Genomic DNA, 17,100 nt, shown 5'->3' on the forward strand with positions numbered 1-17,100 from the left:
GATAAAGGTATCGTTATTACCTTTTGTTATCTTTATTTATTTAGAAGAAACGTACGCGGTTATCTTCTACATCTGCTTTATTTACCAATGACTGAATAGCCTGGAATCCGAAACGATAAGCGTTGGATGCATCCAGCGTACGGATTTGTTCAGCTTCATTGAATTCTTTAGCGTCTTTGTTTCTGTCATATACTTTGAATACATATACGCCATTGTTACCTGCTACCGGTTCGCTTACCTGACCAACTTCTGCAATTGAAACCATTGCATTCATTTTCGGTTCTACACCGATACCTGCGATACGACGTGTACCGAAGTTGATAAACTTAACAGAGTCAACTCTTGATCCCATTGCATCCGCATAAGCTTCAACAGAAGTCAGACTTTTAGCTTTCAGGTCGGCAGCGATCTTTTCACCTTTCTTCTGAGCAGCGATCTCGGCTCTCAAAGCCGGAGTAACAGAAGCAACCGAACGGTAACCTTCTTTCAAAGTACCTTCAACGCCTGCAATTACAAATTTATCATCACATTCGAAGATCTCGGAGATTTTACCTTTGTCGTTCTGGAATGCCCAACGGATCACCGGACGAGAATTCTTAATGCTTCCCAACGTCTGGTTGTCAGCTGTAACAGTTACACCGGAAATCAGGTTATAGCCTGCTTCTTTAGCAGCGTCATCCAACTTAGCCAAATCGCTGTTCTTTGATACAAACTGGTTCAACTCGTTATAGATATTGCTGTAAGTCTTAGAGCTTGGAGATACTGTCATGTCAATATCAGCAACCTTATACTTATTTACGTTATTCGTTTTTTCAGTAACCTTTACAAGGTGAGTTCCATATAAAGATTTAACTTTTGCGATGTTGTTCACCGGAGTTGAGAATACGGCATTCTTAAATTCTTCATTTACACCTCTCAACGCAGTAATTTCAGTAAACCATCCCAGTTCGCCACCATTTTCAGCAGCCTGGTCAGCAGAGAATTCTTTTGCCAGCTCAGCAAAGTTACCACCATTCTTCAATACGTTCATCAAGCTATCGGCCAAAGCTGTTGTACGAGCTTCGTCGCCTGTGTTTGCCAACATGATGTGACTAACTTTTACAGAGTCGGGAGCGACAGTCTTGTCTACCAACTTGAACATTCTGTATTTGTCGTTGTCGAATACAGGGCCATAAACCTCACCTACTTCGGCTGTTGTTGCAAATTGTTTCATTTCCGGATCGAATGCATTTTCTGTAAAGAAAGCATCCATATAAGGAACTTCTGAGTTTTCATTTACTATGTCAGCCACCTTTTCAGAAGTCTTGAACTCTTCTTTCAAAGATTCGATATCTGCACTGGCCTTGTCATAGTCTTCCTGGCTCGGACGGATATCAACAGCGATATATTTAATTACTTTACCTTCTTTTTGTTTGTAAAGTTCTTTGCGCTGATTGTACAGTTTTTCGATTTCGCTCTTGCTAACTTCCACGGTTGAATCGGGGATGCTTGCATACGACTGCATAGCATATACGATATCTGAACTTTCTGCAGCGTCATTAAATGCTTCTTTAGCATCCAGAACGTTAGCAGAAACTGCTTTGCTCAACAAGGTGGTATATTTCTGTTCCAGACGCTGACGTTTGATGTTCTTTTCCCAGAACAACCAGAAATTACGAGCCTGGATCAACTGTGCCTGTTGTTCTGCAGGATAGTTTGCAATGTTATCATCATCGATCGATTTCAGGAAGTTCAATAATGCTGTTTTGTCAAACTGTCCGGTCTGAGGATTTACGAACATCTGCATCTGTTGGATCATCGGTGAAATATTTTCACCCTGTACCATGTCAAACAGTTCTTCCGGGCCGACCTGCATACCTAATTTATCAGTTGCTTCGTCCAATACAATTTCCTGTACCATAGCGTCGAATACGGACTGACGGATCTGATTCATGTATTCCTCAGGCAGACTACTTGAACCTGACTGCATCTTATACATTTCAGTCATTTCATCAATACGTCCCTGATAATCCTGAATTTTAATTACTTCCCCGTCAACCTTAGCAACTCTCTCCTGAGTTTGTCTGAAATAAGTAGAACCGGAGTTCAAAAAGTCTCCAATGATAAAAGCGAACAATGCCAAACCCACAACGAGTACGAGCAGTCCTGCTTTGCTTCTGATTTTTTCCAGCGTAGCCATTTATCGTTATTTATTTTTAAAGTTTATATTTTACAGTTTAAGGGCACGAAGATACGAAAAAAAGGATTTGTTACATCTTTTATTTCATTTTTTTTCATTAACCACCCACTTTCATTCGCACAAGTTCTATTTTTGTCGCTGTCACTTTCATTATTTTGAAAGTATACTTATCTATTACGATTGATTCATTCAATTTAGGAAATTTTTGATAGAAATGTAAAATATAGCCGGCTATCGTTACATAGTCGTCCGATTCCGGCAGCTCCAGATTGAACTTCTCATTCAACGAATCTATCTCCATACGGCCAGATACGAGATACTCGTCATCCGATACTTTCCGGGCGACATACGACTTCATATCATGTTCATCTTCAATCTCTCCGAATATTTCTTCCACAAGATCCTCCAATGTAACGATACCGGATGTACCACCGAATTCATCGACTACGACTGCCAGACTTTTCTTCTCCTGCATCAATATCTTCATCAACTTATTAGCGGCCATTGTTTCCGGAACAATGGAAACAGTTTTTATATTTTGCGTCCAGTCCTCTGGGTTCTTAAACAACTCCGAAGAATGGATATAACCGATGATATCATCTATATTTTCGTTATATATCAATATCTTCGACAAACCGGTTTCAATGAATTTAGAACGAAGTTCTTCCATACTGACAGTCGTATCGCAAGCTACGATCTCTGTGCGCGGTACGATGCAATCACGCAAACGTACGTTCGAAAAGTCGAGCGCATTCTGAAAGATCTTCACTTCCGTATCCATATCCGAATTAGACGGGGCATCATCTATACTTTGTTGTATAAAAAAGTCCAGATCGACTTTCCCCAGCGTACGTGCGGAAGACTTCGATACATCTTTAACCCCAACCAGCTTCAAAAACAGATAAGAAACCAAAGCGGAGAATTTGGATATCGGATATAAAATAATATATATAATGAATAAAGGAACCGAAAACAGATTCAGAGAAAAGTTCGGATTCAATTTAAATATCGTCTTAGGGATAAACTCTCCGGTAAACAAGATCAGGAGAGTCGAAATGATCGATTGAACGAGTACGATCAGCGCTTCATTGTTTACGAACTTTGCAATAAACGGCTCCAGTATGATTGCCATTTGCAGACCGTATACAACTAATGCGATATTATTACCGACCAGCATTGTAGAAATAAACTGGTTCGGATTCCGATAAAAGATATCCAGTATTTTACCGGCAATAGTTTTGTTCTTTTTATCCAGTTCGTGCCGAAGCTTATTTGAGGAGATAAATGCGATCTCCATCCCTGAAAAAAAAGCGGAAAAAGCCAATGAAATTAATATGTACGTTAATGCATTCACACTACTCCTTTTTTATTGAGTCTACTTTTGAGACAGCCACTACGGTGGTATCTGCAGATGTATTTACCCGGGATGAGTCGGGGGCAGATTCGCTGACAGGGAAAGTTCCCTGCGAGTTAAAGATTTTATATTTTGTCATATTCAGGTTGGATTCAAAACCAATACCGGTAATGATCTTCTCCTCTTCCTGCAACTCGAAATATTCATCCGTATAAACCCGATCTTCGGTCTGATCAATAAACAAGATCGAAGTATCCAGTTTTTTATTATCCTGAGTCAAAATATTCACATGACCAATCAACTTAATCAAACCTTTCTTGTCCCAATGATAAGCCGTATCGGCTTTTATGCTGGTTTCCACATTGAACAAAGAATCAAATTTCTCCACATAAACACCTTGAGGAAGATAGGAATAAGGCTCTTTTGCCTTGCCAAACATCAACCACTCTTTTGCCTTCATCCGATAACGAGTAATACCGGAGTCTGATATCAAGCTAGTGATGTCCGTTGTTTTCATTGTGTAGGTAGTTTCAGGTGCAAACTCCACCACTACGACTTCTTTATCTGAATTGCGACAGGAAGCCATAAATAAAAGAAGCATAACAACCACCACAAAGGTAGTTGTTATGCCATATTTTCCCGTTTTACTAAGAAAACGCGTTTCTATCATAATTATCTGATTCTTGTTGACTCGCCGATCCAACCACCAACAGTAAATGTTTTACCCTTTTCCAAATCGGGGTGCATAAATATTTCTTCTGTTGAAGGTAAATGAGCACGATAGGTACCGATCAATTTATTTGCTTCATCTATACAGCTTTCGTCCACTTGTTTTGCTTTTTCAAACTTATCGATAGCTGCATTGTAAGCGGCTCTTGCCAATACACCGTCATTCGGGAATACAGACTTAACTGTTGCTGCATACATCTGTCCGATCAGGATGTAAGGCTGCCCGTAGCTTGCGTTGGCTGATGCAGCTTTCAAAGCATATTCTCTTGCTTTTGAATAGCTCTTCTGGTCGAAGTTAAGCAAAGCGATCATGTAAAAGTCTTCTGCTTTTGAAGCAGGGTCTGTTTCCATGTTGGCAGCTTCTTCGAAATATTTGATAGCTTTATCGTAATCTTTGTTCTTCACAGCTTGTTTTGCAATACCGATAGCTGCGTCAGCACTCGGTTCCAACTGATAAGCATAACCTGCAGCAGCAAAGAATGCGTCGATTTCCTGACAACGAACACGTCTCAGCAAAGTAACGATTTCTTTCAAAGCAGCCAGATCGCTTTTGCTTTCTTCCACTTTAGGAGCATACAGATTCTGCAGAGTTTCGCAGTCGGCAGCACCACTGTTAGCAAACGCACCGTTTACACTTGTTTTGAATGTAGTCAGGTTGTTTACTTCTTTTTCGTTATTTGCAGCCTGTGCAGCCTGCAACTGGCTATCAAGAATTTTAGAAGCTTTCAGATAATCCTCTACATACTGTCCTTTATGATTAGGATCGTCTGCCATCATCTGGTAAGAAGCGAACATATATAAAGAAACACCTAATGCTTCGGTTTTATCACCATATTCATTGATGATATCGCCCAACCATGTATACAGTTTCTTATAATCAGCCTTTTCACCCATCTGGGCAATATAATCCTGAGCCTTACGTGAAACGATCCAGTCTTTACCATAACGTCTGTCGTCGCCGAAATATTTCACACGCTTGTCGTATACAGCCATCAAGTCATCTACCAGAGCAGCTTTCTTTGCCGGATCCTTTTCATTGGCAATCTTCCACGCCATGATCTTTACACCATGCAGATAGATATCCTTTGTTGCTGCAGGACATTCATCGTACACAATCTTCCAAAAATCATATGCATCCTTAAAGTTTCCTGCTTTCGCATAAGGAACGAACAAGCTGATATTGGTAATACAACGGATACTGTCTTCACCTGATCCGAATTGCGTACCATTATCTACTCCTTTCTGTGCATAAGCGCCAAATGCTCCTAAGGAACATGCAGCGGTAATCAATAATACCTTTATTTTCATATCTGTTTTTAATTTAAGTTAGCAATTTAAATTAATCCACTTTTTTCTTCCAGAACCACATTTCGTTGAATGTGTAATTAACAGTAAAACGGAAATACTGTTCATCAATCATGTTCACACCTCCGGGCTTAATCTTTGTATATTCAAAAGATACATTTACCAAAGAACGGTTATCAATCAACGGCAACCCCATACCGAAACTCACTCCATATTCGTTATATCCATTACCTTTATAAGCGGCATCATCTGTGTTATTAATCATCAAATAAGAGTTACTATAATGAGCTCCGACGCGATATCTTACCCGGTTGAAAAAATTACGATTCTGATAATTCGGAATGAACTCACCCCCGGCAGCAACCCTGACACGGTTTTTGAAATTGTCTTTCGAATCATCATAATTCGCATTATCCCATGCTTCGTACAGTACATCCGCAGCCAATGTCATTTTATTATTTTTCACGTATGATGCACCAAATCCGATTGAGTTCGGGATATCAAAAGCCTTACTCTTCGTAGTATCGGAAGCAACCACTTCCGCAGAACCTGAACTATTCGTCTTATAAGCCATATTAATATATGTAGCGTTCAGACGGTTTTTCGGAGAAAAGACCAAACCCAATGTAACATTTTCAGTTTTACTAATCGGATGAGTGTACTGAACACCGAAATCCAACTTAATATCTCTGACTTCCAGACTCTGAGCCCGAACAGAATTAAAACCGGAACTGTTTACAAACGAATTAGCCTGTTCGTGCTTGGTTGTACCAAAAAGATATCCGACATTTGCTCCGACAGCAAGACGCTTCTTCCATATATCTATAGACAATCCTAAATACAAATCGTTTAATCCGCCTGAACCATTATATGATTCTATATAAGTTCCTTCATCATTTGTCCTCAAAGCACCAAAGCTATATCCTACATAAGAATAAGGTAAAAGCCCGACACTCATGGCAATACGCTTATGAATAGGGAACTGTAAAGCGATATATTCAACATTACCATTTACATTATTTTGCTTATTGATCCCGTCATCAAACCACGAAAGCTGGCCGGATGCTCCGAAATCAAAAAGAAATGTCAACGAATCCATACAGCTGTAAGACGCAGGGTTCATGGGGTTTATCTGGCTCGACGATCTCAGTCCGAAACCAACACCACCCATTGCCCGTCCGGCTCCGAATGAACGATCAGCTAATTCACCATACCCAAAACGGGTATAGGGCGAGTTAGTGTTATTTTGTGCCGCTAGCGACAACTGTGTAAATATAAGAATGCTTGCTATTAGTAGCTTATTAATCTTCAACATTATACTCTAAGATTCTGTTTAATCCTGTCAACACTAAATTAATGTCTGCAAAGATGGAGTTTTTTAGCCGTCTTTCAAAATAAAACGAATGACCGCCTGTTAAAAAAACCAAAAGGTTAGGATATTTTATCCGTAACATTTCGATATATCCATCCATCTCGTAAACAATTCCATTTACTACTCCTGCCTGAATAGCACTCTCAGTACTGGTGCCTATCAGAGGTATTATCTCCTCTTCCGCCACCAAAGGTAGTTTTTTTGTATAAAAGTTCAAAGCCTTGAAACGCGTAGTCATACCCGGAGAAATATTTCCCCCGAGGAAAGTACCCGATGCTTCGATCAATTCGTAAGTAATTGCTGTGCCAGCGTCAATGACCAGCAGGTCTTTTCCCGGTTCCAGGTAATTCGCACCGACAGCCGCCGCCAGCCGGTCTTTCCCTAATGTTTCGGGCGTTTCATATTGAACCGAAATAGGCAACTTTACAGTTTCATCCAAAAAGATAAAGCGCCGAAGTTTACCCCGAAGGTAATCATTCAGCACTTCGTTTTTGCCTATCACAGTCGACAATATTCCATGTTTAAAATCGTATTTCCCAAAGAGAGACTCCAATTCATCAACATCGAATTTCTTGTATACGAAAGAGGCTACCATATGCTTCTTATCGTATACCGCAACTTTTGAAGAGGTGTTTCCTTGTTCTATTATTAAATTCACGTGACTGAAATTTTCCGCAAAGAAAAACAAAATTGACGAGATATCACGCATAACCAAGGGATAACCTGCTAAATTTCTTTGAAACTTTTCCTTTATCAATGAAAGCGACAACTGCTAATTCTACTGTTGTCCAACTCCTTTCCCGGGTTCCAATTACAACTACCTGCCCGGAAAAATTGAATTATCCGGCAGAGAATGATATTCCCCCTTGACATATTCTTTGTCCGACAAGGGTCGAACAGCTGTCCCACCTTTGTCAGACAGCTGTTCGACGAGTGTGGGACAGCTGTCTGACACCCGTCGGACAAAGAATATCTCGGGGGTTGGCAACTTTACATCAGGGCTGATTGAAATTAAGAGCCGGATAGTTCTAATTAAAAGCGAGGCCGGACAAACAAAAGCCCGTACCCGTTTGTTCTATCTACAAACTAAAGAATAAGAGATTATGGGAATTATTGGTTCAATCGTTATTGGGATCCTGGCCGGTTTTCTGGCAGGAAAGATTTTGAAAGGGAGTGGATTCGGGTTGATCGTCAATCTGATTGTCGGTATAATCGGCGGTGTACTGGGTGGATGGCTATTCGGTTTGCTGGGACTGAGCGTAAACGGAGTGATCGGAAGTCTGGTTATGTCAACCATCGGTGCTATCGTTTTATTATGGATCGTTTCACTATTCAAAAAATAGCTCTACCTTTGTGCGGTAAAACAATTATCGTATGAAGAAGTACCTGCTTCTGCTTTTTTTGCTCCTTTTGCTGGTTCCGGCAAAGGCACAGATCAAATTAAGCGACGAAGCTCAGATCAGTATATTAACAGCTGCTCCGTCTGATGAAGCAGTCTTTACCCTGTACGGACATACAGCCGTACGGGTTAAAGATAGTTTACATAAAATAGATCTGGTATTTAATTATGGTATATTCGATTTCTCCAAACCGAATTTCATCTACCGCTTTACAAAAGGGGAAACCGATTACAAGCTCGCCGCCTATAACTTTCAGCATTATATAATCGAATATCAGATGCGCGGAAGCGAAGTGACCGAACAGGTATTAAACTTCACACCCGATGAGATAAACAAGATTTGGAATGCATTATATATTAATGTACAACCGGAGAACTGCGTTTACCGTTACAACTTCTTTTTCGACAACTGCGCCACCCGTCCTGTCGCCATCGTGGAAGAACAGGTCGACGGGAAGATAAAATATAATGATCCGCCGGAACCGCAAACGTTCCGCGATCTTATTAATTATTGTACGCGCAATAACTCATGGCTAACCTTCGGATGCGACCTGGCACTGGGAAGTCCGACAGACCGCGTAGCCACTCCCCATGAAATGATGTTCCTGCCTGTCTATCTGAAAGAAGAATTCGACAAAGCAACGATCGTCAACCCGGACGGAACAGAAAGAAAGCTGGTGAAGTCGACCACCCGCCTGGCAGAAGAACTGACAGACGATGATCAGGGGGAAAAAGAATGGTTCACTCCTATGTTATGCAGCATGATTATTTTCCTGCTGGTATCACTGATCACTTATATGGAATGGAAGAAAAAAACATACTTCCGCCTGGTGGATTGTATCCTCTTTCTCCTTGCAGGAGTGGCCGGTACGGTATTGTTCTTCCTTTGCTTTATATCGACCCATCCCTGCATCTGGCCTAACTGGTCGATCGTGTGGTTGCAGCCGTTTGACCTGGTAGCTGTTATTTTGTTTGCAGTAAAAAAGTACGGAAAGGCTGCATATTATTATCATTTTATTAACTTTGCGGCGCTTACGCTGCTGTTGGCGGGTTGGTATTTCATCCCACAACACTTAAATATAGCCTTTATTCCGCTTGTCGCCACCCTTTGGCTACGTTCAGGATTCGGTGTTTACAGAGGGCGGATGCACATTTGAAGATATGGACAATCGAATGAGAAAAATAATAACGTCGCTTATTGCGATCCTGGTAGTCACTAACCTGGAGGCACAACAACGTACCCCGAAGTTAGTGGTTTGCATTACCGTCGATCAATTAAGGGGCGATTATGTGGAATACTTTTACAACACATTCGGCGAACGCGGCTTCAAGCGGTTGATGAACGAAGGATTGGTGTATAACAACATCAAATTCGAATTTTCCAACATTGACCAGGCCAGTGCCTTTGCCACCTTGTTTACCGGAAGCAATCCCTGCTTCAATGGCGTCAGCGGCGGTAAATACTACGATTTTGACAAGGACAAGGAAGTTTCCATCCTGTATGATGCAGAATATCTCGGCAACTATACACGTGAGAATTATTCTCCTAAAAAGTTATTCAGCTCCACAATCGGAGACGAACTGAAAATAGCTTCCAAAGGAAGAAGCGACGTTTATGCCATCGCCCCCGATGCGGAAAGTGCGATCCTTTCGGCCGGACATGCGGCGAACGGTGCTTTCTGGATGGACGATGTAAACGGTAAATGGGCAACAACAACCTATTATAAAGGTATACCCTGGTATGTTGACCGTTATAACAACGGAGTAGAATCGCTGTCGGCACGTCTGGACAAGATGGTGTGGACTCCTTCCCTCCCCTTGGAGAAGTATAACGCTTTCCCCTATGTACTGGACGAAATTCCTTTCAAATATACCTTTAATGAAAAGACAAACGATTGTTTTCCGAAGCTGAAAACGACACCTTTCATTAATAAAGAGATAAACAGGTTAGCCCTGCAGTTCCTTGAATATGGCGCATTCGGTACACGAAGTTGTCCGGACATGCTGTCAGTTACCTATTATGCCGGTAATTATAAGGGGACAATGAGCAAGGACTATACCCGCGAGATCCAGGATACTTATTATCAGCTGGATAAAGACCTGGAGCAACTGCTCGATGCCATTGACAAAAAGATCGGCCTGGCAAACACACTGGTCGTATTTACCGGTTCCGGATATTACACGAGCGAGGAAGAATATGCCGACGGATTACTTATCAACGGCGGCGAATTCCATCCGAAACGTTGCGTAGCCTTGTTAAACATGTACCTGATGGCCATGTACGGGCAGCAAAGCAGTTGGGTAAAAGGTTTCTATAACAACCAGATATACCTGAACCGCAAGGCTATCGAAGATGCAAAGCTCGATCTGGTAACCATACAAGATAAAGCGGCTGCCTTCCTGATGGAATTCAGCGGTGTACAGCATGTCACTACCGACCACGCCCTGCTTGCCGGCGAATGGAACGAAGGTACAGTCAAGTTCCGTCAGGGAACCCATCACCTGAAACGTGGCGACCTGATCATCGAGCTGCAACCCGGCTGGATCATCAACAACGACAATCCGAAAGAAAAAGTAAAAATAATTCGTAATAATGCAGTAATTACCCCATTGGTATTTATGGGTAACGGTCTCAAACCGGAACATATCTACCGTGAAGTGAAAGCCACAGAGGTAGCCCCTACGGTAACCCATGTGCTGAGGATACGGCCACCGAATGCATCCCAAAATCTACCACTTTGGGAGTTGACAATCAAAAGATGAGACCTCTGACCGGTCGCATATATCAGATGGGATTAATTCTGGCACGGTATTTGATAGCAATATATCATTCCGGTGATCAATTAAATCCGATCGTCAACAAATAAACACTTTACGAAATAAAATAAATTAATATATATCATGGGATTTAATGAATTTATGACGAAGCTGTTCGGCAACAAGTCGCAGCGAGACCTGAAAGAGATTACTCCGTATGTGGATAAGATCAAGGCCGTATATCCGTCAATCCAACAGCTTTCTAACGATGAACTGAGAGCAAAAACAGATGAGATCAAACAACGTATCCAGGACTATGTAGCCGACGAGCGCGCGCAGGTTGAAGAACTCCGCAAAGGCATCGACGATAAAGAGCTGGAAGAACGTGAAGCCATCTGGGCAGAAGTAGATAAAATTGAAAAGGCGATCACCGATAAGATGGAAGTAGTTCTGGAAGAATCTCTGCCGGAAGTATTCTCTATCATGAAAGAAACAGCCCGTCGTTTCTCTGAAAATGAAGAAGTAGTTGTTACTGCTACTGATTTCGACCGCGACCTGGCTACCAAACATGACTTCGTACGTATCGAAGACGATAAAGCCATCTTCCTGAACCACTGGAAAGCCGGTGGTAACGAAATTACCTGGGACATGGTACACTACGACGTTCAGTTGTTCGGTGGTGTCGTTCTGCATAAAGGTAAAATCGCCGAAATGGCAACCGGTGAAGGTAAAACATTGGTGGCTACCCTCCCGGTATTCCTGAATGCACTGACCCGCAACGGTGTACACGTTGTAACCGTGAACGACTATCTGTCAAAACGTGACTCGGAATGGATGGGGCCGCTTTATATGTTCCACGGACTTTCCGTAGACTGTATCGACAAACACCAGCCAAACTCGGATGCGCGCCGCGCCGCTTATAATGCAGATATCACCTTCGGTACAAACAACGAATTCGGTTTCGACTACCTGCGTGATAACATGGCGATCAGCCCGAACGACCTGGTACAACGCAAACATAATTACGCCATCGTCGATGAGGTCGACTCTGTATTGATCGATGATGCCCGTACACCGTTGATCATTTCAGGCCCAATCCCCCGTGGTGAAGAACAGTTGTTCGAACAGTTCCGCCCGAACGTGGAAGTGGTGGTTAACGCACAGAAAGACCTGTGTTCAAAACTGCTGATCGAAGCTAAAAAGAAAATGGCCAGCAGCGATCAGAAAGAAGTAGAAGAAGGATCTATCCAACTATACCGCTCATTCAAAGGATATCCGCGTAACAAAGCGTTGATCAAATTCCTGAGCGAACAAGGTATCAAAGCACAGATGTTAAAGACTGAAGAATACTTCATGTCTGAAAACATGCGCCACATGCACGAAGCAACCGACGAGTTGTATTTCGTGATCGACGAAAAAAATAACAGCGTCGAACTGTCCGACAAAGGTATCGACTTGCTGACCGGACGTACGGACGACCCGACGTTCTTCGTATTGCCGGATATCACATCCGAACTTTCCCAGTTGGAAAACTTCCAGGGAACCGAAGAGGAGAAACAGGCTAAGAAGGATGAAATCCTGGCAAACTATTCTGTCAAAAGCGAACGTGTACATACGATCAACCAGTTATTGAAAGCCTATACTTTGTTTGAAAAGGACGATGAATACGTTGTGATGGATAACAAGGTAATGATCGTCGACGAACAGACCGGACGTATCATGGACGGCCGTCGTTACTCAGACGGTCTGCACCAGGCTATCGAAGCCAAGGAAGGTGTAAAAGTGGAAGCTGCCACACAGACTTTCGCTACCATAACCTTGCAGAACTATTTCCGTATGTATCATAAACTGTCAGGTATGACAGGTACGGCAGAAACGGAAGCCGGTGAATTCTGGGACATCTACAAACTGGATGTCGTAGTGATCCCGACTAACCGTCCGATCGCCCGTAACGATATGAACGACCGCATCTACAAGACCAAACGCGAAAAGTATGCCGCTGTGATCGAAGAGATCAGCGCATTGGTTGAAGCCGGACGCCCGGTACTGGTAGGTACGACTTCCGTAGAAATTTCGGAATTACTGAGCCGTATGCTTACCCTGCGTAAGATCCAGCATAATGTATTGAATGCGAAGTTGCACCAGCGTGAGGCCGAGATCGTATCGTTAGCCGGTCAGAGCGGAACGGTAACTATCGCAACCAACATGGCCGGTCGTGGTACCGACATTAAGCTGTCGGCTGAAGTGAAAGCCGCAGGTGGTTTGGCTATCATCGGTACGGAACGTCATGAGAGCCGCCGTGTAGACCGCCAGTTGCGTGGTCGTGCAGGACGTCAGGGTGACCCGGGTTCTTCTGTATTCTATGTATCACTGGAAGATAACCTGATGCGTCTGTTCGCTTCCGACAAGATTGCCGGACTGATGGATAAGCTGGGCTTCAAGGAAGGCGAAGTTCTGGAACACAACATGCTGAGCAAATCTGTTGAACGTGCACAGAAGAAAGTGGAAGAAAACAACTTCGGTATCCGTAAACGTTTGCTGGAATACGACGACGTAATGAACTCACAACGTAACGTGATCTATACCCGTCGCCGTCACGCCCTGATGGGAGAACGTATCGGTCTGGACGTATTGAACACGATTTACGATACTTCTATGGCTATTGCCGAACAGCATTCCGACGGTCTGGACTATGAAGGTTTCAAACTGGAATTGTTCAAGACATTCGCTATGGAAAGTCCGTTCGATGAGGAAGAATTCAAGAGCCTGAAGGCCGACAAACTGGCTGACAAGCTGTTTGAAACCGCATTGCATACATTCAAACGCCGTATGGAACGTATGACTCAGGTTGCTAATCCGGTTATCAAACAGGTTTACGAACACCAAGGTGCCATGTATGAAAATATCATGATCCCGGTTACAGACGGAAAACGTATGTATAATGTTTCATGTAACCTGAAGGAAGCATACGAAACAGAAAGCAAGGCGATCACGAAAGCATTCCAGAAATCAATCGTACTGCATACCATTGACGAAGCATGGAAAGAACACCTGCGCGAAATGGACGAACTGCGCCACTCCGTACAGAATGCCAGCTACGAAAACAAAGATCCATTGTTGATCTATAAATTGGAATCTTACAACCTGTTCAAGACAATGGTTGACGTTATGAACCGTAAAACTGCTGCTGTCCTGATGCGCGGTCAGATCCCTGTTCGCGAGGAACCGACTGAAGAGCAGAAACAGGCGATGGCTCAACAACAGGCTGCCGCAGCCGCAGCTGCCGAACGTCAGCGCATCGAAGTAAGACAGGCTGCTCCGGAACAACGCCAGGACATGAGCCGTTACCGTACTGAAAAAACGGATATCAGCGGAAACAATGATCCGGAAGAACGTGCTCCGCAACAACCCAAACAAGAACCGGTTCGTGCCGAAAAACGCGTAGGCCGTAACGATCTTTGCCCCTGCGGTAGTGGAAAGAAATATAAAAACTGTCACGGACAAGGTTTATAATACCTGACAGGATAACAGATAAGAAAAGGGTAGCCGTAAAAAAGCTGCCCTTTTTTGTATCTTTACCTCTCAAATGAAAGTATCATGAAGATAGTTATCGCCATTGACTCATTTAAAGGATGCCTCTCCTCCTCCGCCATTGCAGACGCAGCGGAAGAAGGGATACGGAATGTCATTCCCGGATGCGAAGTGGTAAAAGTCCCCATAGCCGACGGTGGCGAAGGGACGGTGGAAGCACTGACCGAAGCGACTCGGGGAAGTATCATAACGATCCCTGTCCATAACCCGCTGATGCAGCCGATCCGGGCCAGCTACGGCATAACCGGAGACAGCCGGACAGCTATTATCGAAATGTCGGCAGCCAGCGGCCTTGCCCTGATTCCCCCGAAAGCGGGCAACATCATGCATACTACCACGTATGGTACCGGGGAAATGATAGCAGACGCCATCCAACGCGGCTGCCATAACTTCATAATCGGCGTAGGCGGCAGTGCCACCAACGATGCAGGTGTCGGGATGATGCAGGCATTAGGTTTCCGTTTTACCGACCAGTCTGGCAACGAAATAGAGAAAGGTGGTAAAAGTCTTTCCTCCATTCAACGAATCGATACCCGTAATCAGCTTCCGCAACTACAGGAATGCACCTTTCATATCGCTACCGATGTTACCAGTACTTTCTACGGGCCACAGGGCGCCGCCCGTATATTCGGCCCCCAAAAAGGAGGCAGCGAAACACAAATTGAAGAGTTGGACAAAGGTATGAAACACTTGGCAACCCTCATCCGCCAAACCTTCGGTAAGGAAATCGACAACCTCGCCGGGGCAGGAGCCGGTGGTGGTATGGGAGGGGGATGCGTAGGCTTTCTGCAGGCAAGCATTTCCCCGGGCATAGACCTGGTCATGGACTATCTTCATTTCAGCGAAACGGTCAAAGGTGCAGACCTGGTTATTACGGGAGAAGGTAAAATAGATCGGCAGACCTTATTCGGCAAAGTCCCGGTCGGAATAGCCGGAGTAGCTGCCGCACAAAATATTCCGGTCATCGCTATCACCGGGCAAGTGGATGTCGATCAGGAACTGAAACAGGCCGGTATATCCGCCATCTTCCCTATCCATCCGTCTCCTGTCAGCCTGGAAGAGGCCATGCAGCCCGTTTACGCCGTCCGCAACATCAAACGGACAATGGAACAAATCTGTCAAACACTACTTATTTTAGTCAAATAGTAAAAAAAGAAGCTTTTCCAGAGCATAATGTCATACTTTTCTGTATATTGCAGCATAATAACTATTAAACATTAACATTATGATCATCGGAATTCCCAAAGAAATCAAAAACAATGAGAACCGGGTAGCACTTACGCCTGCCGGGGCAAAAGAGTTGGTAAAAAAAGGGCACACCGTTTATGTACAGCATACAGCGGGTGAAAACAGTGGTTTTCCTGATTCAGCCTATGAGAAAGCAGGAGCACAGATACTCCCGTCGATCAATGACGTTTATCAAATTGCTGAAATGATCGTAAAGGTAAAGGAACCGATTGCCGTAGAATATCCGTTGGTACGGAAAGGGCAACTGGTCTTTACTTATTTCCATTTCGCCTCAGATGAAAAACTGACACTAGCCATGATGGATAGCGGTTCGATCTGCCTGACTTACGAAACGGTAGAGAAACCGGACGCTTCACTCCCACTCCTTATTCCCATGAGTGAAGTCGCCGGACGTATGTCGGTACAGGAAGGAGCCCGCTTCCTCGAAAAGCCCCAGGGAGGAAAAGGCATCCTGCTGGGCGGCATACCGGGAGTAAAACCTGCCCGCGTATTGGTTCTGGGAGGTGGTATTGTCGGCTATAATGCCGCTTTAATGGCTGCCGGACTAGGAGCAGACGTTACGATAGCGGATATCTCACTTCCCCGCCTGCGTTACCTAAGCGAGGTTATGCCGGCAAATGTAAAGACACTGTATTCATCTACACATAATATAGAAACAGAGCTTCCGGCTACCGACCTGGTGATCGGTGCCGTATTGATCCCCGGAGCCAAAGCTCCCCACCTGGTCACTAAAGATATGCTGAAGCTTATGAAGCCGGGCAGTGTGCTGGCCGACGTAGCCATCGACCAGGGCGGTTGCTTCGAGACTTCGCATCCGACCACTCATGCCGACCCGGTTTACACGGTCGACGGTATCGTTCATTATTGCGTGGCAAACATTCCTGGAGCCGTTCCGCAAACATCCACCCTGGCATTGACCAATGCCACGCTGCCTTATGTTCTGAAACTGGCTGACAAGGGTTGGAAAAAAGCCTGCAAGGAAGATAGGAGCCTGCTGCTCGGATTAAACATTATCGAAGGTAAGATCGTTTATCCGGCTGTAGCCGAAGCGTTCGGATTACCCTGTTATCCGGCTGTATTATAAACAAAAAAGGTGCAGATTATGTGGAAACCTTCAGTTGTAAGGCGGCCATAATCTGCACATTCTTTTCCTCCTAAAAGAATTC

At 44.0% G+C, this 17,100-nt stretch carries 12 protein-coding genes; 6 read left to right on the top strand and 6 right to left on the bottom strand.

Annotated elements, in window-relative coordinates; genetic code table 11:
• Nucleotides 1-40: 40 nt before the first annotated feature.
• From HMPREF1212_RS15900 to HMPREF1212_RS15925, 6 genes are all read right to left on the bottom strand, one after another.
• A complete protein-coding gene (locus HMPREF1212_RS15900; RefSeq protein WP_046150004.1) occupies nt 41-2,179 on the bottom strand; it encodes a peptidylprolyl isomerase in 2,139 nt (712 codons plus the stop codon).
• Between the two features lie 97 nt (nt 2,180-2,276).
• Entirely contained in the window at nt 2,277-3,533 is a 1,257-nt protein-coding gene (locus HMPREF1212_RS15905) for a hemolysin family protein (protein WP_028730553.1), read from the bottom strand.
• Nucleotide 3,534: 1 nt separating this feature from the next.
• On the bottom strand, nt 3,535-4,203 hold the full coding sequence (gene lptC, locus HMPREF1212_RS15910; protein WP_028730552.1) for an LPS export ABC transporter periplasmic protein LptC: 669 nt from the start codon (nt 4,201-4,203) through the stop codon (nt 3,535-3,537).
• A gap of 2 nt (nt 4,204-4,205) precedes the next feature.
• Nucleotides 4,206-5,570 carry a tetratricopeptide repeat protein gene (locus tag HMPREF1212_RS15915; RefSeq protein ID WP_028730551.1) on the bottom strand — a complete coding sequence of 455 codons (1,365 nt, stop codon included), beginning with the start codon at nt 5,568-5,570 and terminating at the stop codon, nt 4,206-4,208.
• A gap of 31 nt (nt 5,571-5,601) precedes the next feature.
• A complete protein-coding gene (locus tag HMPREF1212_RS15920) occupies nt 5,602-6,882 on the bottom strand; it encodes a membrane protein (RefSeq protein ID WP_046150005.1) in 1,281 nt (426 codons plus the stop codon).
• Nucleotides 6,869-7,597, bottom strand: coding sequence for a type III pantothenate kinase (locus HMPREF1212_RS15925; protein ID WP_028730549.1), 729 nt, complete (start codon nt 7,595-7,597; stop codon nt 6,869-6,871). Before HMPREF1212_RS15925 ends, HMPREF1212_RS15920 begins: the two co-directional genes overlap by 14 nt.
• Before the next feature lie 445 nt (nt 7,598-8,042).
• Here HMPREF1212_RS15925 and HMPREF1212_RS15930 point away from each other — a divergent pair, with 445 nt between their 5' ends.
• From HMPREF1212_RS15930 to ald, 6 genes are all read left to right on the top strand, one after another.
• Nucleotides 8,043-8,282 carry a GlsB/YeaQ/YmgE family stress response membrane protein gene (locus HMPREF1212_RS15930; RefSeq protein ID WP_028730548.1) on the top strand — a complete coding sequence of 80 codons (240 nt, stop codon included), beginning with the start codon at nt 8,043-8,045 and terminating at the stop codon, nt 8,280-8,282.
• A 31-nt stretch (nt 8,283-8,313) separates the two neighbouring features.
• On the top strand, nt 8,314-9,495 hold the full coding sequence (locus HMPREF1212_RS15935) for a lipoprotein N-acyltransferase Lnb domain-containing protein (protein WP_028730547.1): 1,182 nt from the start codon (nt 8,314-8,316) through the stop codon (nt 9,493-9,495).
• A gap of 16 nt (nt 9,496-9,511) precedes the next feature.
• Complete coding sequence (locus HMPREF1212_RS15940; RefSeq protein ID WP_028730546.1) at nt 9,512-11,101, top strand: alkaline phosphatase family protein; 1,590 nt, start codon at nt 9,512-9,514, stop codon at nt 11,099-11,101.
• Nucleotides 11,102-11,239: 138 nt separating this feature from the next.
• Nucleotides 11,240-14,608, top strand: coding sequence for a preprotein translocase subunit SecA (secA, locus tag HMPREF1212_RS15945; protein WP_046150006.1), 3,369 nt, complete (start codon nt 11,240-11,242; stop codon nt 14,606-14,608).
• Nucleotides 14,609-14,689: 81 nt separating this feature from the next.
• A complete protein-coding gene (locus HMPREF1212_RS15950) occupies nt 14,690-15,832 on the top strand; it encodes a glycerate kinase family protein (RefSeq protein ID WP_046150438.1) in 1,143 nt (380 codons plus the stop codon).
• A 79-nt stretch (nt 15,833-15,911) separates the two neighbouring features.
• On the top strand, nt 15,912-17,018 hold the full coding sequence (ald, locus tag HMPREF1212_RS15955) for an alanine dehydrogenase (protein WP_046150007.1): 1,107 nt from the start codon (nt 15,912-15,914) through the stop codon (nt 17,016-17,018).
• Nucleotides 17,019-17,100 lie beyond the last annotated feature (82 nt).

The sequence above is a fragment of the Parabacteroides sp. HGS0025 genome (assembly GCF_000969845.1).
Taxonomy (GTDB): Bacteria; Bacteroidota; Bacteroidia; order Bacteroidales; family Tannerellaceae; genus Parabacteroides; species Parabacteroides gordonii.

Bases quoted from the DNA above. Each gene is read 5' to 3' on its own strand.
- HMPREF1212_RS15900 (WP_046150004.1), bottom strand. From the start codon at position 2,179: ATGGCTACGCTGGAAAAAATCAGAAGCAAAGCAGGACTGCTCGTACTC.
- lptC (WP_028730552.1), bottom strand. From the start codon at position 4,203: ATGATAGAAACGCGTTTTCTTAGTAAAACGGGAAAATATGGCATAACA.
- HMPREF1212_RS15915 (WP_028730551.1), bottom strand. From the start codon at position 5,570: ATGAAAATAAAGGTATTATTGATTACCGCTGCATGTTCCTTAGGAGCA.
- HMPREF1212_RS15920 (WP_046150005.1), bottom strand. From the start codon at position 6,882: ATGTTGAAGATTAATAAGCTACTAATAGCAAGCATTCTTATATTTACA.
- HMPREF1212_RS15930 (WP_028730548.1), top strand. From the start codon at position 8,043: ATGGGAATTATTGGTTCAATCGTTATTGGGATCCTGGCCGGTTTTCTG.
- HMPREF1212_RS15935 (WP_028730547.1), top strand. From the start codon at position 8,314: ATGAAGAAGTACCTGCTTCTGCTTTTTTTGCTCCTTTTGCTGGTTCCG.
- HMPREF1212_RS15940 (WP_028730546.1), top strand. From the start codon at position 9,512: ATGAGAAAAATAATAACGTCGCTTATTGCGATCCTGGTAGTCACTAAC.
- secA (WP_046150006.1), top strand. From the start codon at position 11,240: ATGGGATTTAATGAATTTATGACGAAGCTGTTCGGCAACAAGTCGCAG.
- ald (WP_046150007.1), top strand. From the start codon at position 15,912: ATGATCATCGGAATTCCCAAAGAAATCAAAAACAATGAGAACCGGGTA.